The organism is Allobosea sp. ASV33 (assembly GCF_016428755.1).
GTDB lineage: Bacteria > Pseudomonadota > Alphaproteobacteria > Rhizobiales > Beijerinckiaceae > Allobosea.
Window position 1 is genome coordinate 1 of the sequence record NZ_JAELTI010000035.1, and the last position, 22,541, is coordinate 22,541.

Annotated in this window: 26 protein-coding genes and 1 pseudogene; 25 read left to right on the plus strand and 2 right to left on the minus strand. The window is 68.9% G+C overall.

What is annotated here, in order from left to right; all coding sequences use genetic code 11:
* The first annotated feature begins 10 nt into the window (after window positions 1-10).
* From JHD80_RS12480 to JHD80_RS12515, 8 genes are all read left to right on the plus strand, one after another.
* Window positions 11-592 (plus strand): LOG family protein, encoded by a 582-nt coding sequence (locus JHD80_RS12480; RefSeq protein WP_199087584.1) that lies wholly within the window; start codon window positions 11-13, stop codon window positions 590-592.
* A 159-nt stretch (window positions 593-751) separates the two neighbouring features.
* The gene (locus tag JHD80_RS12485; protein ID WP_199087586.1) at window positions 752-1,153 is read left to right on the plus strand and encodes a hypothetical protein; all 402 of its coding nucleotides are present in this window, start codon (window positions 752-754) and stop codon (window positions 1,151-1,153) included.
* Window positions 1,131-2,393, plus strand: a complete 1,263-nt coding sequence (locus JHD80_RS12490) for a DNA-packaging protein (protein WP_199087692.1) — start codon at window positions 1,131-1,133, stop codon at window positions 2,391-2,393. Before JHD80_RS12485 ends, JHD80_RS12490 begins: the two co-directional genes overlap by 23 nt.
* A gap of 36 nt (window positions 2,394-2,429) precedes the next feature.
* Window positions 2,430-3,611 carry a phage portal protein gene (locus JHD80_RS12495; protein WP_199087588.1) on the plus strand — a complete coding sequence of 394 codons (1,182 nt, stop codon included), beginning with the start codon at window positions 2,430-2,432 and terminating at the stop codon, window positions 3,609-3,611.
* Window positions 3,608-3,808, plus strand: coding sequence for a hypothetical protein (locus JHD80_RS12500; RefSeq protein ID WP_199087591.1), 201 nt, complete (start codon window positions 3,608-3,610; stop codon window positions 3,806-3,808). The genes JHD80_RS12495 and JHD80_RS12500 overlap by 4 nt, the downstream gene beginning before the upstream one ends.
* Window positions 3,805-3,984, plus strand: a complete 180-nt coding sequence (locus JHD80_RS12505) for a hypothetical protein (protein WP_199087593.1) — start codon at window positions 3,805-3,807, stop codon at window positions 3,982-3,984. Before JHD80_RS12500 ends, JHD80_RS12505 begins: the two co-directional genes overlap by 4 nt.
* The gene (locus tag JHD80_RS12510; protein ID WP_199087595.1) at window positions 3,981-4,490 is read left to right on the plus strand and encodes an HK97 family phage prohead protease; all 510 of its coding nucleotides are present in this window, start codon (window positions 3,981-3,983) and stop codon (window positions 4,488-4,490) included. Before JHD80_RS12505 ends, JHD80_RS12510 begins: the two co-directional genes overlap by 4 nt.
* 22 nt (window positions 4,491-4,512) lie before the next feature.
* Window positions 4,513-5,757 carry a phage major capsid protein gene (locus JHD80_RS12515; RefSeq protein WP_199087597.1) on the plus strand — a complete coding sequence of 415 codons (1,245 nt, stop codon included), beginning with the start codon at window positions 4,513-4,515 and terminating at the stop codon, window positions 5,755-5,757.
* A 7-nt stretch (window positions 5,758-5,764) separates the two neighbouring features.
* Here JHD80_RS12515 and JHD80_RS12520 read toward each other — a convergent pair whose 3' ends face one another.
* Both JHD80_RS12520 and JHD80_RS12525 read right to left on the minus strand, forming a co-directional pair.
* Window positions 5,765-6,610 carry a S1 family peptidase gene (locus JHD80_RS12520; RefSeq protein WP_199087599.1) on the minus strand — a complete coding sequence of 282 codons (846 nt, stop codon included), beginning with the start codon at window positions 6,608-6,610 and terminating at the stop codon, window positions 5,765-5,767.
* A gap of 63 nt (window positions 6,611-6,673) precedes the next feature.
* Window positions 6,674-7,453: a S1 family peptidase gene (locus JHD80_RS12525; RefSeq protein WP_199087601.1), complete on the minus strand. Its 780-nt coding sequence runs from the start codon at window positions 7,451-7,453 to the stop codon at window positions 6,674-6,676.
* A gap of 114 nt (window positions 7,454-7,567) precedes the next feature.
* Between JHD80_RS12525 and JHD80_RS12530 the strand changes: the two genes are divergently transcribed.
* From JHD80_RS12530 to JHD80_RS12610, 17 genes and pseudogenes are all read left to right on the plus strand, one after another.
* Window positions 7,568-8,137 carry a head-tail connector protein gene (locus tag JHD80_RS12530; RefSeq protein WP_199087603.1) on the plus strand — a complete coding sequence of 190 codons (570 nt, stop codon included), beginning with the start codon at window positions 7,568-7,570 and terminating at the stop codon, window positions 8,135-8,137.
* Between the two features lie 2 nt (window positions 8,138-8,139).
* Window positions 8,140-8,475 (plus strand): phage head closure protein, encoded by a 336-nt coding sequence (locus tag JHD80_RS12535; RefSeq protein WP_199087605.1) that lies wholly within the window; start codon window positions 8,140-8,142, stop codon window positions 8,473-8,475.
* The gene (locus JHD80_RS12540; RefSeq protein ID WP_199087607.1) at window positions 8,472-8,882 is read left to right on the plus strand and encodes a DUF3168 domain-containing protein; all 411 of its coding nucleotides are present in this window, start codon (window positions 8,472-8,474) and stop codon (window positions 8,880-8,882) included. The genes JHD80_RS12535 and JHD80_RS12540 overlap by 4 nt, the downstream gene beginning before the upstream one ends.
* A 19-nt stretch (window positions 8,883-8,901) precedes the next feature.
* Window positions 8,902-9,312 (plus strand): phage major tail protein, TP901-1 family, encoded by a 411-nt coding sequence (locus JHD80_RS12545; RefSeq protein WP_199087609.1) that lies wholly within the window; start codon window positions 8,902-8,904, stop codon window positions 9,310-9,312.
* Window positions 9,313-9,322: 10 nt separating this feature from the next.
* Entirely contained in the window at window positions 9,323-9,667 is a 345-nt protein-coding gene (locus JHD80_RS12550) for a gene transfer agent family protein (RefSeq protein WP_199087611.1), read from the plus strand.
* A 26-nt stretch (window positions 9,668-9,693) separates the two neighbouring features.
* Window positions 9,694-9,864 (plus strand): annotated as a pseudogene (locus JHD80_RS12555) (phage tail assembly chaperone); the annotation flags it as partial.
* Window positions 9,865-9,900: 36 nt separating this feature from the next.
* The gene (locus JHD80_RS12560; protein ID WP_199087615.1) at window positions 9,901-10,500 is read left to right on the plus strand and encodes a phage tail tape measure protein; all 600 of its coding nucleotides are present in this window, start codon (window positions 9,901-9,903) and stop codon (window positions 10,498-10,500) included.
* Window positions 10,501-10,512: 12 nt separating this feature from the next.
* Entirely contained in the window at window positions 10,513-11,151 is a 639-nt protein-coding gene (locus JHD80_RS12565) for a DUF2460 domain-containing protein (RefSeq protein WP_199087617.1), read from the plus strand.
* Between the two features lie 10 nt (window positions 11,152-11,161).
* Window positions 11,162-12,043: a DUF2163 domain-containing protein gene (locus tag JHD80_RS12570; protein WP_199087619.1), complete on the plus strand. Its 882-nt coding sequence runs from the start codon at window positions 11,162-11,164 to the stop codon at window positions 12,041-12,043.
* Complete coding sequence (locus JHD80_RS12575; RefSeq protein WP_199087621.1) at window positions 12,040-12,471, plus strand: NlpC/P60 family protein; 432 nt, start codon at window positions 12,040-12,042, stop codon at window positions 12,469-12,471. The genes JHD80_RS12570 and JHD80_RS12575 overlap by 4 nt, the downstream gene beginning before the upstream one ends.
* Window positions 12,471-16,391 carry a baseplate multidomain protein megatron gene (locus JHD80_RS12580; RefSeq protein ID WP_199087628.1) on the plus strand — a complete coding sequence of 1,307 codons (3,921 nt, stop codon included), beginning with the start codon at window positions 12,471-12,473 and terminating at the stop codon, window positions 16,389-16,391. The genes JHD80_RS12575 and JHD80_RS12580 overlap by 1 nt, the downstream gene beginning before the upstream one ends.
* A 63-nt stretch (window positions 16,392-16,454) precedes the next feature.
* Window positions 16,455-16,778, plus strand: a complete 324-nt coding sequence (locus JHD80_RS12585; protein WP_199087630.1) for a PepSY domain-containing protein — start codon at window positions 16,455-16,457, stop codon at window positions 16,776-16,778.
* Window positions 16,779-16,816: 38 nt separating this feature from the next.
* Window positions 16,817-17,485: a response regulator gene (locus JHD80_RS12590; RefSeq protein WP_199087632.1), complete on the plus strand. Its 669-nt coding sequence runs from the start codon at window positions 16,817-16,819 to the stop codon at window positions 17,483-17,485.
* Between the two features lie 9 nt (window positions 17,486-17,494).
* Window positions 17,495-18,874 carry a sensor histidine kinase gene (locus JHD80_RS12595; RefSeq protein WP_199087634.1) on the plus strand — a complete coding sequence of 460 codons (1,380 nt, stop codon included), beginning with the start codon at window positions 17,495-17,497 and terminating at the stop codon, window positions 18,872-18,874.
* A 67-nt stretch (window positions 18,875-18,941) separates the two neighbouring features.
* On the plus strand, window positions 18,942-20,045 hold the full coding sequence (ccmI, locus tag JHD80_RS12600) for a c-type cytochrome biogenesis protein CcmI (RefSeq protein ID WP_199087642.1): 1,104 nt from the start codon (window positions 18,942-18,944) through the stop codon (window positions 20,043-20,045).
* The gene (ccmE, locus tag JHD80_RS12605; protein ID WP_199087644.1) at window positions 20,042-20,557 is read left to right on the plus strand and encodes a cytochrome c maturation protein CcmE; all 516 of its coding nucleotides are present in this window, start codon (window positions 20,042-20,044) and stop codon (window positions 20,555-20,557) included. The genes ccmI and ccmE overlap by 4 nt, the downstream gene beginning before the upstream one ends.
* Window positions 20,558-20,564: 7 nt before the next feature.
* A complete protein-coding gene (locus JHD80_RS12610; protein WP_199087646.1) occupies window positions 20,565-22,541 on the plus strand; it encodes a heme lyase CcmF/NrfE family subunit in 1,977 nt (658 codons plus the stop codon).

Genomic DNA, 22,541 nt, shown 5'->3' on the forward strand with positions numbered 1-22,541 from the left:
CTCTCGGTTCATGAAATCTGTCTGTGTCTTCTGCGGCTCCAATCCCGGCAACGATCCCGTCTATGCGGCGGGTGCCCGCGCCATGGGCGCCGAGATCGCCCGGCGCGGCCTGACGCTGGTCTATGGCGGCGGCGCGGTCGGCCTGATGGGCATCGTCGCCAATGCGGCGATGGAGGCTGGCGGCCAGGTCCACGGCGTCATTCCCAAGGCGCTGAAGGACAAGGAGGTCGGCCATGTCGGGCTGACCCGGCTCGAGGTCGTCGACACCATGCACACCCGCAAGGCGCGCATGGCCGAGCTCTCGGACGGCTTCATCGCCATGCCCGGCGGGATCGGCACCTTCGAGGAACTGTTCGAGATCTGGACCTGGGGGCAACTCGGCATCCACGCCAAGCCGCTCGGCCTGCTCAATGTCGCCGGCTTCTACGATCCGCTGGCCACCTTCCTCGATCGCACCGTCGAGGCCGGCTTCCTCAAGCAGAACCACCGCGCGATGGCGATGACCGATACCGAGCCGGCGACGCTGCTCGACCGGATGCAGAACTATGTGCCGGCCGCGACCTACAAGTGGATCGAGAAGGAGCAGGCTTGATCCTCTCAAGTGATGCACCTCAAAATTGTAGGAATTTTGTCCTTGACATCGTGACGCTGATCCGGTAGACATCAGGAACGCTCACGAAATCTGCCCGAACGAAGCCGCCGCGCTCTCCAGCCGGCGGCTTTTTCGTGCCTGTCATCCGAGAGGGACGTCATGGCCGAAGAGGACGAGACAACGCCGCAGCAAGCCGCCGGGCCGAGGTCGAAACGGAAACTGGTCTCGCGCAAGGCGGTGGTGGGCCAGCTCTGGCGCGCCGCCAAGCGCCAGATCGATACCCATGAGGAACATCTCGCCGACCTGCCCAAGGGCACGACTGCGAGCGAGGCCGACGCGAAGGCGCTGGCCGTGCTCGCCCGCACCGTCCGCGAACTGGTCGCGATCGAGGAGCCCCCAGTAGCAAGGAAGGACAAGCATACGGATGAGCCTTCCGCTGCCGACGATCTGCGACATGTCGCACAGCTCCGTCAGGATCTTGCTCGACGTCTTGAGGCCCTTGCCGCTCAGGACGCGCGTGAGAATTCTCAAGAAGCTGATGCCGACGGCGAGCCCGGATGACGTCGAGCTCATTCGGAATACCTGGGAAATCTGGGCGCGCCCCGATCAATTGCCGCCCGAACCACTGAAGCCGATCTGGCTGGTGCTGGGCGGCCGCGGCGCCGGCAAGACCCGCACCGGCGCCGAATGGGTCAAGGGCATGGCGCTGGGCCATCCGCCCTTTGCGGATATGCGGACCGAACGGATCGCCCTCGTCGGCGAGACCCAGGCTCAGGTTCGCGACGTGATGATCGAGGGCGTCTCCGGATTGCTCTCGATCCACACCCGCTGGGAGCGCCCGACCTGGCACCCTTCGCTGCGCCGCCTGCAATGGACGAACGGCGCGATCGCACAGGTCTTCACCGCCGAGGATCCCGAAGCGCTGCGCGGCCCGCAATTCGGCGCCGCCTGGTCCGACGAACTCGCGAAATGGCCGAACCTTCAGGAGTGCTGGGATATGCTGCAATTCGGCCTGCGCCTCGGCGACAATCCCCGCCAGGTGGTGACGACGACGCCGCGCCCACTGCCCTTGGTCAAGCGCCTGCTGGTCGAGCCGCATGTCGCGGTGAGCCGGGCGCGGACGCAGGACAACCGCTACAACCTCGCCGCCGAGTTCGTCCGCACGGTCACGCAGACCTATGGTGGCACGCGGCTCGGCCGGCAGGAGCTCGATGGCGAGATCGTCGAGGAGAGCCCGGACGCGCTCTGGACGCGGGCGATGATTGAGGCCGCCCGCGAACGTGAGAAGCCGGCGCTGGCCCGCATAGCGGTGGCGGTCGATCCGCCCGCCACCTCCTCCCTGCGGGCCGACCGCTGCGGGCTTGTGGTTGCCGGCGTCGACCATGACGGTATCGGCCATGTGCTGGAAGACGCGACCTTGGCCGGCGCGAAACCTCACGAATGGGCGGAGAGGGCGGTCGCGCTCTATCGCCGCCATGAGGCGGATGCGCTGGTCGTCGAGGTCAACCAGGGCGGTGAGATGGTCGAAAGCATCATCCGCGAGGTCGATGCCGGCGTTCCCGTGATCTCCGTGCGGGCGACGCGCGGCAAATATCTCCGCGCCGAGCCGGTTGCCGCGCTCTATGCGCAGGGGCGCGTCCGCCATGCCGGGGCCTTTCCGGAACTGGAGGACGAAATGTGCGCCTTCGGGCCGCGCGGCCTGGAAACCGGCCGCTCGCCGGACCGGCTCGACGCGCTCGTCTGGGCGCTGACCCATCTGATGCTGGCACCGAAAGCCCGGCCGCGGGTGAGGGGCATCTAGCCCTTCGTTCCCTTACGCTCCAACAGCGAGACATCCATGTTCGATTTTCTTCGTAGCCTGCGCGGCCGAGCCGCGCCGGGCCAGAAGCGCTCGCGTGTCGGGCCGCTGATCGCGCTGCATGAGGCGGGGCGCGCGGTCTGGACACCCCGCGACTATGTCGCACTCTCGCGGGAGGGCTATGAGCGCAATCCGGTCGTGCATCGCTGCATCCGCCTGATCGCGGAGGCGGCGGCGCAGACGCCGCTCGTCGCCAAGGTCGGATCCCGCGAGATGCCGGAGCATCCGGCGCTCGCGCTGATCGAGCGGCCCAATCCGCGCCAGGGCGGCATCGCCTTCCGCGAAATGCTGGTCGGGCACCTGCTCGTCGCCGGCAATGCCTATGTCGAGGCGGTGAGCGCCGGCCGAGAGCCGCGCGAGCTCTATGCGCTGCGGCCCGACCGGATGCGCGTCGTGCCCGGCCGCGACGGCTGGCCGGAGGCCTATGACTACACGGTCGGTGGCGACACGGTGCGCTTCCGGCAGGATGAGGGCGGCCTGCCGCCGATCCTGCACCTGACGCTGTTCCACCCCGTCGACGATCATTACGGGCTGTCGCCGATCGAGCCGGCGGCGGTCTCGCTCGACATCCACAACGCCGCCGGCAGTTGGCACAAGGCCCTGCTCGACAATGCCGCGCGCCCCTCGGGCGCCCTGGTCTATGACGGGCCGGAAGGCGCGCCGCTAACCGAGGCGCAGTTCGAACGCCTGAAGCAGGAGCTGGAGGATTCCTTCCAGGGCGCACGCAATGCCGGGCGGCCGCTGCTGCTCGAAGGCGGGCTGGACTGGAAGCCGCTTTCGCTGACGCCGGCCGAGCTCGATTTCGTCGCCGCCAAGGGCGTTGCTGCCCGCGAGATCGCGCTTGCCTTCGGCGTGCCGCCGCTGCTGCTCGGGCTGCCCGGCGACAACACCCACGCCAATTTCGCCGAGGCCAATCGCGCGCTCTGGCGCCAGGCAATCATCCCGCTGGTGCGCCGCACCGCGCAGTCCATGGCGCAATGGCTCGGGCCGGCCTTCGGCGACGAGCTGGTCCTGGAGCCCGATCTCGACGCCATCGAGGCCTTGGCCGAGGAGCGGGAATCGCTTTGGCGCCGGCTCGGCACTGCTGCCTTCCTCGACGAGGACGAGAAGCGCGAGGCCGTCGGCTACGGCCGGCGCACCTCCGGAAAGGAGGCTTCATGAACATGCTCGAACAGATCGTCGCGGCCTTCGTCGGCCGTGCCGATGTCGGCCATCTCGGCCTGCTGCTCTGGGCGGCGAGCGCGTCGGGGCTGGCCTGGCTCGTGCTGCGCGAACTGACCGCCGCCAACCGCCGCTTCGACGATTTCGTCCGCGAGCTCAACCGCTTCAACGCACGCCACGAAGGGGACCCGTCATGAAAGGCAGAAACGGCGCGGCCAAGCCGCCGGCAAAGGCTCCTGCGCCAGCCCGCGCGGGCAGGGCGTCGCGCGGCGGCGCACCCGTCGAGACCTTCAGCCGCTTCGTCCGTCAGCTCGCCAAGCTCGAGGACGAACGGACCAAGGGTGGCCGCGACCGTGCAGAGGGCGAGCGATGACGCGGACGAGTCCGACACGCGCCTCGTTCGAATCCAAGCTGCTGCCGGTCCAGCCGTCCCGGATCGGGCTCGACGGCGTCTTCGAAGGCTATGCCAGCCTCTTCCGCATTCCCGATCTCGGCAAGGACATCGTCGAGCCCGGCGCCTTCCGCGAGAGCCTGCAAAGGCGCGGGCCGGGCGGCGTGAAGATGCTCTGGCAGCATGATCCGGCCGAGCCGATCGGCCGCTGGTCGAGCCTCGCCGAGGATAGCCGCGGCCTGTTCGTGCGCGGCCGGCTGTCGCTCGCCGTCGCCCGTGCCCGCGAGATCCATGCGCTGATGCTGGACGGTGCGATCGACGGCCTGTCGATCGGCTTTCGCCACGAGAAGGCCCGCACAGAGCCACGAACCGGCCTGCGCCGGCTCGAACGCATCGATCTCTGGGAGGTGTCGGTCGTGACCTTCCCGATGTTGCCCCAGGCCCGGATCGCCGCCGTCAAAGCGACGCGGCCCGCCGCCTTCATCTGACCCATCACCCCGAGGAGAGACCATGAGCCATCTCAACACCGCGCCCGAGACCAAGGCGGCCGGCGCCGATCTCGCGCTGGCCTTCGAGGACCTGCGCTACACGCTGGAGAACTACCGCGCCACCAACGAGGAGCGCCTCGCCGGCCTGGAAGCGCGCCAGGGCGCCGATCCGCTGACCGAGGAGAAGCTCGTCCGCATGGACGCGGCGCTGGACGACACCATGCGCCGCATCGACCGGTTGACGCTGGAGCGCGCCCGCCCGGCCCTGGGCCAGGACGGCTCGCGCGATCCGCTGACGGCCGAGCACAAGGCGGCTTTCGGAGCTTATGTCCGTACCGGCGAGGCCGGCGGCCTGAAGCGGCTGGAATCCAAGGCGCTCTCCGCCGGCTCCGGCCCGGATGGCGGCTATCTCGCGCCGGCGACCGTCGAGGGTGAAATCCTGCGCCGCCTCGCCAATGTCTCGCCGATCCGTTCGCTGGCCACGGTCCGCACGATCTCGTCCGGCACCTACAAGAAGGCGTTCTCCACCACCGGCCCGGCTTCCGGCTGGGTGGCCGAGACCGCGGCCCGGCCGCAAGGGTCTTCGCCCACCCTGGCCGAGCTCTCCTTCCCGGCCATGGAACTTTACGCCATGCCGGCGGCGACCCAGACGCTGCTCGACGACGCCATCGTCGATATCGATCAGTGGATCGCCGAGGAGGTCGAAAGCGCCTTCGCCGAGCAGGAAGGCGCCGCCTTCGTCACCGGTGACGGCATCGACAAGCCCAAAGGCTTCCTGGCCTATCCGACGGTGGCCGAAGCGAGCTGGAGCTGGGGCAATATCGGCGTGCTCAATACCGGCGTCGCTGGGGCCTTCCCGGCGTCGAACCCCTCGGACGTGCTCGTCGATCTCGTCTATGCGCTGAAGGCAGGCTACCGCCAGAACGCCTCCTTCGTGATGAACCGCAAGACGCAGGCCGCGGTCCGCAAGTTCAAGGACTCCACCGGCAACTACCTCTGGCAGCCTCCGGCTTCAGCCGGCGCGCCGGCGACGCTGCTCGGTTTCCCGCTGGTCGAGGCGGAGGATATGCCGAACATCGCCAACAACGCGGTCTCGATCGCCTTCGGCGATTTCCGGCGCGGTTACCTCGTCGTCGACCGGGCCGGCGTCCGCATCCTGCGCGACCCCTATTCCGCCAAGCCCTATGTGCTGTTCTACACCACCAAGCGCGTCGGCGGCGGCGTGCAGGACTTCGCCGCGATAAAGGGGCTGAAATTCGCGGTCTGAGCCCGATCTAGCGGGAAAACCACCAGCTGAAGGCGGCGCGCGGCTCGGCCGTCTGCTCCGGCGGCGCTTCGCTGCCGATGGCGCGCAGCCGCGCGCTGCCTTCGGTGATCCAGTTGCGGTACTCGCTGACCGGCGTGATCGCGGTGAACCCACCGCAGATCAGGCGAGCCTGCGTCTTCAGCGGTCCGCTCGACCAGCTGACGATGCCGACGAGGTCGCGCGAGCGGGCACCGCTGCCGCGCAGCACAGGGCCGCCGGAATCGCCGCGGCAGGCGCCGGCCCCCGGCGTCTCGCCACGGTTCTCGGCATCGACCGCGACCTTGACGGTGTTCTGCGTGGTGTAGTTGCCGGCGTTGACGAGCTGCGTCTCGCGCAGGCGCCGGGCCGTGCGCTTGTTGTTCTCCGACGACAGGCCGTAGCCGGCCATGGTGACGGTCTCGCCCTGCCAGAGCCCGCTGCCGAGCGTCAGAGGTTCGATATCTCCGGGCAGTGGCTGGGCCAGGCGCAGCAAGGCGAGGTCGGTGCCGGGCTGGGTGCGCGGTGTCGTGCCGGGCACGAAGCTCGGATGCGGCAGGACCGCCACCACCATCTGGCGGCGCGCCTTGAAGCGGCTGTCGAGGCTGACGACGCTGATCGAACCGCCGCCCATCAGGCAATGTGCCGCGGTCAGCACGATTTCGGGCGCGATCACGGCGCCCGAGCAGAGCTCGCCGCGGCTGGTCTCGACCCTGACGGTCGAGGCGCGGGCGCCGAGCGCATCGCGCGAATCGACACCGCGGACGACGGCAAGCGCCGGATGAATGGCGCCAGCGGCCAGGAAACAAGCAAGGGCGAGAGACGAGCGCAGTGTCATGAAGCGAACCAATGGATCGGCAGACCAATCTAGGCCGTGCCACGGCACAGTCCAGTCCTTCCGTCAGTGGCTACCGGTCCAACGGGCGCTTTCACCCCATTTCGACATTGTGGAATCGATCCAGCCGCGCTGCGGCGCGACGAGGACGCCCTGGCTCAGCAGCCCGCATTGGCGCCCGGAGGGGCCGGTCGACCAGCTCGTGACCGCGACGACGCCGTCATGGCCGAAGATCGGCCCGCCGGAATCGCCCTGGCAGGCGCCCGCGCCAGGGCGCTTGCCGCCGCCGGCGCCATCGGCCGCCCAGAGCAGGATGCGGCCGGGCCCGAAGGGCTCGACGGTCGTCAGCGCTGCCGAGCGATAGGTGCCCGTGCTGCGCGCCTCGCCCTCGCGGGAGACGCCGTAGCCGGCGAGCGTGACGCTGCTGCCGGCGCGCGGCAGCGGGCCGTCGACCAGAGTGGCTGCGCTGAACCGGCCGGGCAGGGGCTCGGCCAGGCGGATCAGCGCGAAGTCGATCGTGCGGCGGCGGCTGCGGATCGCGCCGGCATCGAATTCCGGATGCATCGCGACTGACGACGGCACGACGAGGACGGGTTCCCCGCCCTCACGCCAATGAACACGCAATTCCGCGCCCCCGGCGGCGCAGTGCGCCGCAGTCAGGATGGCGCGTGCCGACAGCACGATGCCCGTGCAGACCCCGCCGCGGGCATTGAGCACCATCAGGGCGGAACCGGCTTCCGGCCCGCCCTCCTGCCCGGCCACCACGGCCCGAGCCGAGTAGCCCACCAGGCTTCCAGCCAGGGCGCAGGCGAGACCGATAGCTGCAGTTCCGTGGGCGATGCGCATCGGGTGCTCCTCTTCGAGAGAGCGCTGATAGCGCGCCGGGCGCCGCAGATGAACCCTCTCGGCCGCGTTTTCGCAGCCGAACCCCATGCAATCGAACGAATGAAGGGAGCGCTCATGACGCCGCTTGCCCTGGGTCCGCCGGCGACCGAGCCGGTGACGCTTGTTGAAGCCCGCCAGTTCCTGCGCCTCGACCAGACCGAGGAGGACGACCTGCTCGCCACCCTGATCACGGCCGCCCGGCTGATGATCGAGGCGGCGTCGGGGCGCTGCCTGATCGAGCAGCCCTGGCGGATCGTGCTCGACCGTTGGCCGGCGGGGGGCGAGATCCGCCTGCCGCTTTCGCCGCTGCTGCGGATCGACGCGGCGCGCGTCTATGACGTGCTCGGGGCGGCCCAGGCCGTCGCCAGCGCGTCGCTGACGCTGGACAAGGCCGCCGATCCGCCGGTCGTTCGTCTGACGGGCGAGGTGCCCGAGATCGGGCGCGCCCATGGCGCGATCGAGATCGATCTCGTCGCCGGCTACGGAGCGACCGCCGCTGCCGTGCCCGCGCCGCTGCGGCAGGCGGTCCTGCGCCTGGCCGCGCGCTGGTTCGAGCAGCGCGGCGATGTCGCCGGGCGCGATGCACAGGCATTACCTGCCGCCATTGCCGCGCTGGTCGCGCCGTTTCGCCGCGGGAGGCTTTGAAGATGGCGCAGGAATCGGCCGCCATCGGCCGGATGCGGCGCCGGCTCGTGCTGGAGGCGCCGGTGGCTTCGCCGGATGGTCTCGGCGGTGCGACAAAGGGTTTCGAGGCCGTGGCCGCGCTGTGGGCCCAGTTCGAATGGATCTCTGGCACCGAGGCCTGGCGGCAGGGTCGACCGGAGCAGTTGCGCAGCTATCGCATCACGATGCGCTGGCGGGGCGATGTCGATGCCGGCCGGCGGCTGCGTGACGGCGATCGCATCTTCGACATCCGTTCCGCCGCCGACCCGGATGGCGCGCGTCGGCGGCTGGTCTGCCTGGCCGAGGAGGTGACGCCATGAGCGATGCCATCCTGGCCCTTCGCGCCGCCGTTCAGGCGCGCCTCGTCGCGGATGCAGGCCTCACGGCGCTGATCGGCCCTGACCGCGTTTTCGACGAGGCGCCGCGTGCAGTGCGCGGGCTCTATGTCGTCCATGGCGAGGTCGAGGCGCGCGACTGGTCGACCGGCAGCGACCGAGGCTGCGAGCAGGAATTCGCGCTCGTCGTCTGGGCCGCGCAGAGCGGCTCCTCGCGCCAGGCGCTGGAGGCCGCCGGCCTCATCGTCGCAGCACTCGATCAGTCCGCACTCGCCCTGGACGGGCACGCGCTGGTCAATCTGCGCTGGTTGTCGAGCCGGCTCGCACGCGAGACGCGCAACGGATTGCCGCAGGTGACGGTCCGCTTCCGCGCCGTCACCGAAACGCTCTAGCTCATAAAGGAGAAGCCGCATGGCGGCACAGAAGGGCAAGGACCTGCTGCTCAAGGCGGGGGATGGTGCCGGCGGTTTCGTCACAGTCGCTGGCCTGAGGGCGCGCCAGATCGCCTTCAACGCCGAGACTGTCGATGTGACGCACTCGGAATCGGCCGGGCGCTGGCGCGAATTGCTGGCGGGAGCCGGGGTGCGCCGCGCAAGCATCAGCGGCGCCGGGATCTTCAAGGACGAAGCATCGGACACGCTTGTCCGTCAGAGCTTCTTCGACGGCATGATCCGGGACTGGCAGATCGTCGTGCCGGATTTCGGCACGATCTCGGGGCCGTTCCAGCTCACGGGCCTGGAATATCGCGGCGACCATGCCGGCGAGGTCACCTTCGACCTTTCGCTGGAATCTGCCGGGCTCCTGGCCTTCGCGGCGCTGTGAGGAGATGGCCATGGTCAACCGTCATCGCGGCGAGACCGCGCTCATGGTCGCCGGCGAAACCTTGCCGATGCGGCTGACGCTCGGTGCGCTCGCCGAACTCGAACACGCCTTCGCCGTCGATAGCCTGCCGGCGCTGGGCGAGCGCTTCGTTGAAGGCAGGCTTTCCGCCCGCGACATCATCCGCATCATCGCGGCGGGCTTGCGCGGAGCGGGCAGGGCGATCCGTGACGAGGATGTCGCAGAGCTCTCCTTCGACGGCGGACTCGGTGGCGCGATCAAGGCCGCGATCACGCTGCTCGAGGCGACCTTCGGAGAGGGAGGTGACGCTGCCCGCCCTCCGCAGCCGCCGGCCTAGGCGCACCGGCGGGTTTTCCCTGGGACGAGGTGATGGCCTTCGGGCTCGGGCGGCTGGCCTGGCCGCCCGATCGCTTCTGGGCCGCGACGCCGCGCGAGATCGCGGCGGCATTGCGGGCCCATCAAGAACCGTTCCGTAGCGCGGCTCCGGAGCGTCCCGCGCTGGCGGCGCTGATGGACGCCTTTCCAGACGCCTGAGGCGGCAATTCCAACCAACCTATCGAGGTAATGGTCATGACGGACGACGACGGTATCGAGTCGGGAGGGCGCCTCTCGGACCTGAAGGCGATGGACCGGCTGACCCAGTCCCTGAGCCGATCCTCGGAGAGTTTCGGCAAGTCGATCGTCAGCGCCTTCTCGCGCGGCGTCGTCGAGGGGAAGCGTTTCGAGGACGTTCTGCGCAGCGTCGGCCGCTCGATGACCGACAGCCTGCTCAAGACCGCGTTGAAGCCGCTGCAGACCGGCCTGTCGAGCTTGCTGAGCACGGGCGTCAAGAGCCTGAGCGGACTGTTCGGCGGCATCGGCCTGGGCGGCTCGGGAGGCGGGGGCATTCCGGTGGCTCCTTTCGCAGAGGGCGGCATCGTCGCCTCGCCCTCCTATTTCCCGACCGGACGCGGGCTCGGCCTGATGGGCGAGCGCGGCGCCGAGGCGATCATGCCGCTCGCTCGCGGACCCGACGGGCGCCTCGGCGTCCGTGCCGGTGGCGGGCAGGGGCGGCCGCTCAATGTCGTCGTGCAGGTCTCGACCCCCGATGCCGAAAGCTTCCGCCGCTCGGAGGCGCAGGTTTCCGCTGCGATTGCGCGCGCGGTCGCGCGCGGGCGACGGGCTCTTTGAGGGAGGGGAAGCATGCCCGATTTCCATGAGGTCCGCTTCCCGCTCGATGTCGCGCGCGGCGCGCGCGGCGGGCCGGAGCGCCAGACCCAGATCGTGACGCTCGCTTCCGGGCGAGAAGTTCGAAACAGCCGCTGGGCCCATTCGCGCCGCCGCTACGACGCCGGGCTCGGTATCCGCAATCTCGATGCGCTGGCGGCCGTGGTGAGCTTCTTCGAGGAGCGTCGCGGCCGGCTCCACGGTTTCCGCTGGCGCGATCAGCTCGACTGGAAGAGTTGCCCGCCCTCGCAGCAGCCGGCCGCGACCGACCAGGTCATCGGGGTCGGCGACGGCGTCGCAGCCACGTTCCAGCTCTGCAAGGCCTACGGGACAGGCAGCTCCGCCTATAGCCGCGAGATCACCAAACCCTGCGCTGGCACGGTCCGGGTCGCCATGGATGGCGTCGAGCTCGCGGGCGCGGCTTTCTCCTGCAACCTGTCGACCGGGCAGGTCACCTTCGCAGGTGACTCGATCCCGCCGCCGGCTGCCGTCGTGACAGCCGGCTTCGCTTTCGACGTTCCGGTCCGCTTCGACACCGACGCGATCGAGGTCGATCTCTCCGCCTTCGCGGCCGGCGAGATTCCGCGCGTTCCCGTGATCGAGATCATCCCCTGAGGCCTGCTCCATGCGTGACATTCCTTCTGCTCTCGCCGCCCATATCGAGGCGGCTGCGACCACGCTCTGCCATTGCTGGAGCCTGACGCGTCGCGACGGGCTCGTCCTCGGCTTCACCGATCACGATCGCAAGCTGTCCTTCGAGGGCGTCGATTTCGCCGCGACGGTCGGCCTCGAAGCCGCGGAAAGCGCGGCGGAACTGGGCTTCGCCATCGGTGGCGGCGAGGTCGCCGGCGCCTTCGCCGCCCTCGGCCTGAACGAGGCCGATCTTGCGCGCGGGCTCTATGACGATGCGCGCGTGCGCGTCTGGTTGGTCAACTGGGCCGATCCTGACCAGCGGGTCCTGCTGGAAGAGGGTTTCGTCGGCGAGATCAAACGGGGGGAAGCGAGCTTCACGGCCGAGATCCGCAGCGTCGCCAAGGTCTTCGACGAGGAGCGCGGCCGGCTCTACATGCGCTCCTGCTCGGCGGATCTGGGGGACGCACGCTGCGGTGCCGCGCTCTCCGTGACGGAGGCCGATGTCGTCGAGAGCGACGGGCGGCTGTCAGTCTCGGTCGAGGGCATGGAGTCCTACGCCGATGGCCATTTCACCGGCGGTCGGCTCATTTTCACCAGTGGCGCCAATACGGGCTTCGCCACCGAGGTGAAGCGGCATGGCCGTGAAGGCGCGCAGGCGCTGTTCCAACTCTGGCAGGCGCCGGCGGCGCCGATCGTCCCCGGCGACGGCTTCAGGGTCACGCCGGGCTGCGACAAAAGCTTCGCGACCTGTCGCGCCAAGTTCGGCAACGGCGTCAATTTCCGCGGCTTCCCGCATATGCCGACCACCGACTTCATCATCGGCGGAGTCCGCCCCGGCGATGGCGCGCTCGATGGCGGGAGCCTGTTCCGATGAAGCGCCAGGAGATCGTCGAGGCCGCGCGGCTCTGGCTGGGCACGCCCTATCATCATCAGGCCTCGCTGCGCGGCGTCGGCTGCGATTGCCTCGGGCTGGTCCGCGGCGTCTGGCGCGATCTCTGCGGGGCTGAGCCGGAGGAGCCGCCGCCCTATTCGCCGAGCTGGGCCGAAAGCCTGCGGCAGGAGACGCTCGCGCTGGCGGCCGAGCGGCATCTGCTGCCGCTCGCTCTCACGGAAACGCGGCCGGGCGACGTGCTGCTCTTTCGCTGGCGCGAGCACCTGCCGGCCAAGCATTGCGCGATCCTCGCAGGCCCGGACCGCATCATCCATGCCCATGACGGTGCCGCCGTCGCCGAGGTCGCGTTCACGCCCTGGTGGCGGCGCCATCTCAGCCATGCCTTTTCCTTCCCCGGAGTGACCGACTAATGGCGACGCTTCTTCTCCAGGTTGCTGGCGCGGCGCTCGGATCGGCGCTCGGCGGGCCGATCGGCGGCGCCATCGGCCAGGCGTTCGGCGGTCTCGCCGGCGCGACAATCGACCAGGCCTGGATGGGCGGCGCCGGTGGCGGGAACAAGGTCGTCGATGGCCCGCGCCTCAAGGAGGTGAACGGTCTCGCCGCGACGGAGGGCGCCGCGATCCCGCGCCTCTACGGCCGCGCGCGGCTCGGCGGGCAATTGATCTGGGCGACGCGCTTCGAGGAGGAGGTCACGGTCTCGATCACGCGTACCAAGAGCGGCGGCAAGGGCGGGCGCTCGAAGAAGACCTACGAGACGACCTATAGCTACCATGCCAATCTCGCGATCGGACTATGCGAAGGGCCGATCGCCTTCGTCAGGCGCATCTGGGTCGATGGGCGCGAGCTCGATGTCCAGACCGTGCAGATGCGCGTCCATCACGGCTATGAGACGCAGGAGCCCGACCCGCTGATCGCAGCGAAGGAGGCGGGCGAGGCCCCGGCCTATCGCGGACTCGCCTATGTCGTGTTCGAACGCTTTCCGCTGGCCGACTACGGCAATCGCGTGCCGCAGTTCGATTTCGAGGTCGTGCGCGCCGTCGAAGGGTTGGGCGGAATGATCCGAGCGGTCGCGCTGACGCCCGGCGCCGGCGAGTTCGTCTATGACATCCGCCCGGTCAGCCACGAGCCCGAGGCCGGCGTAACCGAAAGCCTGACGCGCCACCAGCTCTATGGCGGCAGCGACGCCGACACCGCGCTCGGCCATCTCGCGGCGCTCTGCCCCAATCTTCGCCGTGTGTCGCTGGTCGTATCCTGGTTCGGCGACGATCTGCGTGCCGGCGCTTGCACGATCGCGCCACGGATCGAGATTCCGCATAAGCCGACGGTCGGCGCGGAGTGGTCGGTCGCCGGGCTGTCGCGCTCGTCGGCCCGTGTCGTCAGCCAGGTCGACGGCCGGCCCGCTTTCGGCGGTACGCCTTCGGACGAGAGCGTCGTCGCGCTGATCCGGCGCCTGCGCTTCGACTATGGCCTAGAGGTCGTGCTCTATCCCTTCCTGATGATGGACATCCCGGCCGGGAACGCACTGCCCGATCCCTATTCGGACGCGGCCAGCCAGCCGCGCTATCCCTGGCGCGGGCGCATCACCTGCTATCCTGCACCCGGCGAGCCGGACAGCCCGGAAGGTGGCGCGGCGCTTGCGGCTCAGATCGCGACCTTCGTGGGAACGGTCGGCCCGGCCGATATGGCTGTTGCCGGAGCGAGCGTCACCTGCGCCAAGCCGGATGAATGGTCTTACCGCCGGCTCGTCATGCACTGCGCCGCGCTGGCCCAGGCAGCGGGCGGCGTCGAGGGCTTTGTCGTCGGTTCCGAGATGGTCGGCCTGACGCATCTGCGCGGTGCCGCCGGATACCCGATGGTCGATCAGCTCGCGGCCGTTGCGCAAGACGTGAAGACGATGCTGCCGGGTGCGACGCTGACCTATGCCGCCGACTGGACCGAGTATGGCGGGGATGTGCGCGACGATGGCGATACCATCGATTTTCCGCTCGATCCGCTCTGGGCTTCTCCCGCGATCGGCGCGATCGGCATCGATTTCTATCCGCCGCTCTCGGACTGGCGCGATTCCGGGGATCATGCCGATGCCGCGATCGCGCGCGGTCCGGCCGATCTCGCCTATCTGCGCCAGCGCCTGACGGCGGGCGAGGCCTATGACTGGTACTATGCCGACGAGGCCGACAGGGCCGCGCAGGCGCGCCAGCCGATCACAGACGGCGCCTATGGCAAGCCCTGGATCTACCGGCCGAAGGATCTCTGGGGTTGGTGGAGCCAGGCCCATATCCGCCGCGCGGGTGGCGTCGAGACGAGCGCAACCCCGTTCGTACCCGGAGCGAAGCCGATCTGGCTGACCGAGATCGGCGTACCTGCCGTCGACAAGGGCGCCAATGCGCCCAACATGTTCCCCGATCCAAAATCGGACGAGGGTGGATTTCCGCCGTTTTCGAGTGGCGCCCGCGACGATCTCGTTCAGGCGCGGGCGCTGGAGGCGATCATCTCGGGCTTCGATCCGGCTCGGGCGGGGTTCGATGCCGCGCGCAACCCGGTCCATCCCGTGAGCGGCATCCGCATGGTCGATCCCAACAGGATCTTCGTGTGGAACTGGGATACGCGGCCATTCCCGGCCTTTCCCGATCTCTCAGGAATCTGGGCCGATGGAGCGAATTTCGAGACCGGCCATTGGCTGAACGGGCGCCTCGAAGGCACGCCTGTCGACCGGCTGGTCACGAAGCTCCTGGCCGATTTCGGATTGCCGGCAGCCGATCGGGTCGTCGTCGACGGCTTCGTCGACGGCTATGTACTGGACCGCCCGCTATCAGCCCGGCAGGCGCTGGAGCCGCTCGCCCAGAGCTTCGGCTTCGATGCGATCATGAGCACCGGCGCCCTGCGCTTCGAGGGCCGGGGCGGCAAGGTCTCGCGCCTGCTCGGCCCCGACGATCTGGTTCCGGATCGCGATGGCGAGCCCTTCACATTGCGCCGCAGTCAGGAGACGGAACTGCCGCTCGAACTGCGTCTCGGTTTCAGCGACAGCGAGGCCGATTATCGCAACGCCGCTGCACGCTCGCGTCGGCTGGCCGGGGCGGCCCGACGCGAAGTCGCCGTCGAAACCGCGATCGTGACCCGTTCGGCCGAAGGGCGCCGCCTTGCGGACCAGCGCCTGCAGGAGGCTTGGGCGGCGCGCGAGAGCCTCGAATGCGAACTGTCGCCGCGGTGCATCGGCGTCGAGCCCGGCGATGTGCTGTCCGTCCCGGTCGAGACCGGAAACCGGCTGTTCCGCGTCACCCGCATCGCCGACGGCCCAACACGGCGGATCAGCGCTCGCGCCGTCGAGCCGGCGATCTATGTCTCGACTGGAGCGACCGGCGGCACGCGTCCGCCGCGCATTCCTCCAGCCCTGCCCGGACGGCCGCTGGCCGTGCCGCTCGCCCTGCCGATCGTCACTGTGCAGCCGCCGCCCTTGCTGTCGCTTGCCGCATTCGCCGCACCCTGGCCGGGTGCGCTGGCGATCTGGCGCGCCGACGAAGCCGGACTGTTCGAACTCGACGGCTTCGTCGAGGCGCCTTCGATCGTCGGCGAGACTTTGACGGCGCTGCCGCCGGGGCCGCTCTGGCGGACGGACCGGCGTGCCGTGCTGGAGGTCCGGCTGCGCGGTGGCGTGCTGTCGTCCGTCTCGCCGGAAGCGGCATTGGCCGGGGCGAACGCGGTCGCCTTGGTCGGAGCAGATGGCAAGGTCGAGATCGTCACGGTTTCGCAGGTCGAACTGATCGGACCACAGCGCTTCCGTCTGTCCAGGCTGATTCGCGGGCTCGGTGGGAGCGAGGCGCCGGCTGCGCGCCTTCTGCCGGCGGGTGCCCGCGTCGTGGTGCTGGACGGTGCCTCTGTCGCGCTGACAGCCGATCTCGCCGATCTCGGCCGGGTGCGGCGCTATCGCGTCGGCCCGGCCCGCGACGATGTCGGCGATGCGACGATGGTCGAGTTCGAAGCCACGATTGCCGGAGAGCCGCTCGTTCCGCTGCCTCCCGTCCGTCCGAAAGCCCGGCGGACCGGAGATGGCATTGCCCTGAGCTGGCTCAGGCGAACGCGGATCGACGGCGATTCCTGGGAGCTGGCGGAAGTGCCGTTAGGGGAGGAGAGCGAGCGCTACGAGATCGGCATTCTCGACGGCGAGGATCTACGCCATGCCGAAATCGTGAACGCGCCCACATGGGTCTATCCGTCCGCACAGGAACTCGCGGATTTCGGTTCACCGCAGCAGGAGATCACGCTTTCGCTCCGCCAGCTCAGCACCACGATCGGGCACGGGCGGGAATGGCGTGGACGGATCTCGGTACGCTGATCTACTGTGAGTTGTGAACGAGGCGATGCATTCATGGCGCATTCAGGCGGATGGGATTAGCCCATGTCGATGATGCCGGTCGAACCGATCCTTGCTCTTGCGCTTATCGCCTCGTCGCCGATGCCGGTCATCCGCGTCGACGATGCGTCACCGATCTCCTGCCTGTCCTCCGAGGAAACGCGCGACGCCGTCGCCGAAGGGCGCGTCATGCAGCCGGCTGAAGCCTCGCGCCACGCCCGCCACGCCGCGCCGGGCGAGGTCGTCCGCATCAGGCTCTGTCGACAGGGCGATGATTTCGTCTATGTGGTGACGACGCTGAAGCGCGATGGCCGCGTTGCGAGGGTGACGCTGGAAGGACAATCCGGCAAGATCGCCACCATTCGCTGACGTCCGTCGCGGCTACCCCCAACTGGAGCGACCCAACCGTGAGATTGCTCGTCGTCGAGGACGACAAGGACCTCAACCGCCAGATCGTGACCGCGCTGGAGAATGCCGGTTATGCCGTCGACAAGGCTCTCGATGGCGAGGAGGGGCTCTATCTCGGCGAGACCGAGCCCTATGACGCGGTGATCCTTGATCTCGGCCTGCCGAAGGTCGATGGCGTATCCGTGCTGCAAGGCTGGCGCCGCGCCGGCAAGACCATGCCGGTGCTGATCCTGACCGCGCGCGATCGCTGGAGCGACAAGGTCTCGGGCTTCGACGCCGGCGCCGACGACTATGTCGTCAAGCCCTTCCATATCGAGGAACTGCTGGCCCGCGTCCGCGCCCTGCTGCGCCGCGCGGCCGGTCATGCGACCTCGGAGCTGTCCTGCGGCCCCGTCCGGCTCGATACCCGCGCCAGCCGCGTCGTCGTCGACGGCAATCCGGTCAAGCTCACCTCGCACGAGTACCGCCTGCTCTCCTACCTGATGCATCATCAGGGTCGGGTCGTGTCGCGCACCGAACTGGTCGAGCATCTCTACGACCAGGATTTCGATCGCGATTCCAACACGATCGAGGTCTTCGTCGGCCGGCTCCGCAAGAAGCTCGGCGTCGACATCATCGAGACCGTCCGAGGCCTCGGCTATATCGCCGCCGCTCCGGAAAAGGTCTGATCGCGGGCGATGCCGCTCAAGTCCCATCGCTATTCGCTGGGAACGCGGCTGTTCTTCTCGGCTGCTGTCTGCTGCGTGCTGATCCTGGTGCTGGCCGGCGTCGGTCTCACCACCTTCTACCGCCGCTCGGCCGAGCGCGGCTTCGACGAGCGGCTCTCCGTCTATATCAAGCAACTGGTCGCCGATCTCGCCGCCCCGCCCGAGACCGAGCGCCAGACCGTCGGTGATCTCGGCGAGCCGCGCTTCGACCTGCCGCTGACCGGCTGGTACTGGCAGATCACCAGGCTCGACGGGGAGCGGCCGAATGTCCGCGCCTCGCGCTCGCTGGTCGGCGGGCAACTGCCCAAGCTGCTCGATCAATCCATCGCGCCGAACAGCCGGGGCCTGCGCGAAAGCTATGTCTCCGGGCCGGACGATCGCCGCCTGCGCATCCTGGAGCGCGAGATCGACGTCGGCGAGGATGGGCGCTTCACCGTCGCGGTCGCGGCGCCGGCCGACGAGATCGAGGGCGATATTCAGGATTTCCGCTTCACGCTGGCGATGACCTTTGTGCTGCTCGGCATCGCATTGGTCGCTTCCACGCTCGTCCAGGTCCGCTTCGGCCTGCGCCCGCTGGTGCGTTTGCGCTCGGCCGTCGGCGCGGTCCGGACGGGCGAGAATCCGCGGATCGTCGGCCGATACCCGCCCGATCTCGCGCCGCTCGCGAGCGAGCTCAACCAGCTCATCGATGCCAATCACGAAATCCTCGATCGCGCCCGCACCCAGGTCGGCAATCTCGCGCACGCGCTCAAGACCCCTCTCAGCGTGATGCTGAACGAAGCCGGCACGAGCAGCGACGGCCAATTGCCCCAGACGGTTCGCGCGCAGGCCGCGATCATGCGCGATCAGGTCCAGTATTATCTCGACCGTGCCCGGGCGGCGGCGCTCTCCGGTGCGCTCGGCGGCGTGACCGAGATCGCGCCCTCCCTCGACGCATTGCTGCGCACCTTCACCAAGATCTCGCAGGGCAGGGGCATTTCCGGCTCCCATACGATATCGCCCACCCTGCGTTTCCGTGGCGAGAAGCAGGATCTGGAGGAGATGCTCGGCAATCTCCTCGACAACGCCTTCAAATGGGCGGGCTCCACGGTCGAAGTTTCGCTTGCAAGCGAAAAGGCTGAAGATACCGAGCGGATCGCACTGCTGATCGACGATGATGGCCCCGGCCTACCGGAGGAAGCGATGGCCGATGTTCTGAAGCGCGGTCGCAGGCTGGACGAAACCACGCCGGGGTCCGGACTCGGCCTCTCGATCGTCGTCGACATCGCGAAGCTTTATGGCGGCGGCCTGACCCTGCATCGCTCACCGCTGGGTGGGTTGAGGGCGCGCCTTGAGCTTCCTTCGGTTTAGACGAATTCTGCGCCGCGTGACCCTTTGTCACCATGAACACGAGCGGACGATTGGCTAAGAACGCCCCATGATGATCTGGGCCATCTTTGCAGCCATGACCGGAGCGGCGGTTTTCGCCTTGCTCTGGCCGCTGAGCCATGGCCGGGCGCAGGGCTTCGCGGACGTGGCCGATGCCCGCAGCCTCTATCGCGCCCAGCTCAAGGAGATCGATCGCGATCTTGCCCGCAAGCTGATCGGCGACGAGGAGGCGCAAGCCGCTCGCACCGAAGCCGCGCGCCGCCTCCTGCGCGCCGCCGGAGACGAAGCCGGTCCCGCGGGCGAGACCGAACCTTCGCTGCGTCGCCGCCGCGCGAGCTCGGCCCTGATGCTCTCGGTCGTCCCGCTGCTCGCCCTCCTGATCTACGGTCTCTACGGCTCTCCCGGTCAGCCCGACCAGCCGCTGGCGGCGCGACTGGAGAATGCCGGGCCGCAACAGGATTTCGGTCTCGTCCTCGCCCGCATGGAAGCGCATCTCGCGGCCAATCCAGGCGATGCCAAGGGCTGGTCGCTGCTTGCGCCGATCTATCTGCGCCAGGGTCGCTATGACGAGGCTGCGAAAGCCTTCGCCGCCGCCGTCCGCTCCGGCAAGCCAGACCCCGAGCTTTATGCCGGCCTCGGCGAGGCCCGCATCATGGAAGCCGGCGGCGTCGTGACCGCCGCCGCGCGCGAGGCTCTGGCCGAATCCGTCAAGCTCGATCCGAAAAGCCCGCGAGCCCGCTATTATCTCGCCCTCGCCAAGGAACAGGACGGCGACGGCGAGGGCGCGCAGGCCGCACTCGCGCAATTGCTCGCCGAGGCGCCCGCCGGTGCCGATTGGGTCGGGGCCGTCCAGGCCCGGCTGGAACGCATGCAAGCCGATGCCGGCCGAAAGACGATCGCGGCGCTGCCGGAAGCCGAGCGCCAGCAGGCGATCAAGGCCATGGTCGATGGGCTCGCCGAGCGCTTGAGCGCCGGCGGCGGCAGCCTGCCCGAATGGACCCGTTTGATCCGTGCCCGCGTTGTTCTCGGCGACAAGCCCGCCGCTCTGCAGGCTGTGAAGACCGCGCGCAAGCGGCTGGCAGGCGACAAGGATGCGCTTGCCGCCATCAATGGCCTCGCCGATGAATTGGCCTTGAAGGAGGCCGCGCCATGACGATTGCCCAGCCGACGCGGCCGCTCCCGGCGAAACGCCGCTTCACCCGTAAGCAGCGCAGGCTGACCCTGATCGCCGGCGCAGGCGCCGTGCTGTGCCTGGCGGCCGGCCTCGTCCTGTTCGCGATGCGCGACACGATCGTCTTCTTCTATGGGCCGACCGAGATCACGGAAAAGGGCGTGCAGCCTGGCACGCGCATGCGCCTCGGCGGGCTGGTCGAGGCCGGCTCAGTCCAGCGCGGCGGCGACCAGCGCGTCAGCTTCGCCGTCACGGATGGCAAGAGCTCGATCAAGGTCGGCTATGACGGCTTGCTGCCCGACCTCTTTCGGGAAGGTCAGGGCGTCGTGACCGAGGGCGTCTTCGAGGGCGCCGGCCGCTTCAAGGCGGATTCGGTGCTGGCCAAGCATGACGAGACCTATATGCCGCGCGAGGTCGCCGATACCTTGAAGAAGCAGGGGCATTGGCAGCCGGGCGGTGCCGGCGCCCCCGCAACCACCCCGGCAAACCCGTGAGCCTGATATGATCGTCGAGATCGGTCACTACGCGCTCGCGCTCGCGCTCGGCGTCTCCGTGATCCAGGCGGTGGTGCCGTTCTGGGGCGTGTTCCGGCAGGACCGGACACTGGCTTCGGTCGGCAGCAGCGCGGCGCTGGTCTCGTTCGGGCTGGTGGCGTTGTCTTTCGCGGCGCTGGTCACGTCCTATGTCCGCTCCGATTTCTCGGTCGCGAACGTCGTCGCCAATTCCCATTCGGCGCAGCCGCTGATCTACAAATTCACCTCCGTCTGGGGCAATCACGAAGGCTCAATGCTGCTCTGGGTGCTGATCCTGACGCTGTTCGGGGCGCTGGTGGCCTTGTCGCGCCGCTCGTTGCCGCCGCGCCTGCGGGCCGGGGCGCTTGCCGCGCAAGGGCTCGTCGCGGCCGCCTTCCTTGCCTTCACCTTGCTGACCTCGAACCCGTTCCAGCGGCTTGTCCCCGTGCCGGCCGAGGGGCAGGATCTCAACCCGATCCTGCAGGATCTCGGTCTCGCGATCCATCCGCCGCTGCTCTATGTCGGCTATGTCGGCTTCTCCATCACCTATGCCTTCGCGGTCGCGGCGCTGATCGACGGGCGCATCGACGCGATGTGGGCGCGCGCCGTCCGGCCCTGGACCCTGCTGGCCTGGACCTTCCTGACGCTCGGCATCGCGATGGGCTCCTACTGGGCCTATTACGAGCTCGGCTGGGGCGGCTGGTGGTTCTGGGACCCGGTCGAGAACGCCTCCTTCATGCCCTGGCTTGCCGGCACCGCCCTGATCCACTCGACCGTGGTGATGGAGAAGCGCGATGCGCTGAAGGTCTGGACGATCCTACTCGCGATCCTGACCTTCTCGCTCTCGCTGCTGGGCACCTTCATCGTCCGATCGGGCGTGCTGACCTCGGTGCATTCCTTCGCGACCGATCCGGCGCGCGGGCTCTTCATCCTCTTCATCCTGATCTTCTTCGTCGGCGGCTCGCTCGCGCTCTTCGCCTGGCGTGCGCCGCTGCTGCGGCAGGGCGGGCTGTTCGCGCCGGTCTCGCGGGAGAGCGCGCTCGTCGTCAACAACGTCTTCCTGGCGACGGCTTGCGCCACGGTCTTCGTCGGGACGCTCTATCCGCTGCTGCTCGAGATGATCACCGGCGACAAGATTTCGGTCGGCGCGCCCTTCTACAACGCGACCTTCGTGCCGGTGATGGTGCCGCTTCTGCTCCTGCTGCCGATCGGCCAGTCGCTGGCCTGGAAGCGCGGCGATCTGCTCGGCGCAGGGCAGCGCAATGCCTTTGCGTTTGGGCTCGCGGTGCTGGCGGCTCTGGCACTGCTGTTCTTCATGCGCGGCGGGCCGGTCATGGCGCCGCTCGCCGTCGGTCTCGGCGTCTTCCTCGTTCTCGGTGCCGGTTTCGACCTCGGCGAGCGCATCGTGGCGCGTGCCAGCGGCTGGCGGGCGATGCTGTCGCGGGCGCGTGGCCTGCCGCGTTCGGCCTGGGGCACGGCCCTGGCCCATGCCGGCATCGGCCTCAGCATCATCGGCATCGCCGCCCAGGCCTGGAGCAGCGAGGCCATCGCCGTCCTCAAGCCCGGCGAGCGTCTGACCAGCGGCCGCTACACCATCGTGCTCGAAGGCATGTCGCCGCGCACGGGTCCGAATTTCCGGGCCGAGGTCGCCCGCTTCCAGCTCTTCGCCGGAGAGCGCGAGCTCGCTCCGGTCGAGGCCTCCAAGCGCGTCTACACGGCCCGCGCGATGCCGACCACGGAAGCCGGCATCCGGACGGACGGCCTGAGCCAGGCCTATGTCAGCCTTGGCGAGGCGCAGGATAGCGGCGTCGCGGTCCGTCTCTACGATAAGCCGCTGATCCTGCTGATCTGGATCGGCTCGCTGGTCATGGCGCTTGGCGGCGGGCTCTCGCTGACCGATCGACGTTTCCGGCTGGCCGCACCGAAGCGCGCTGCGCCGGCCGCCGCCGTGCAGCCTGCGGAGTAG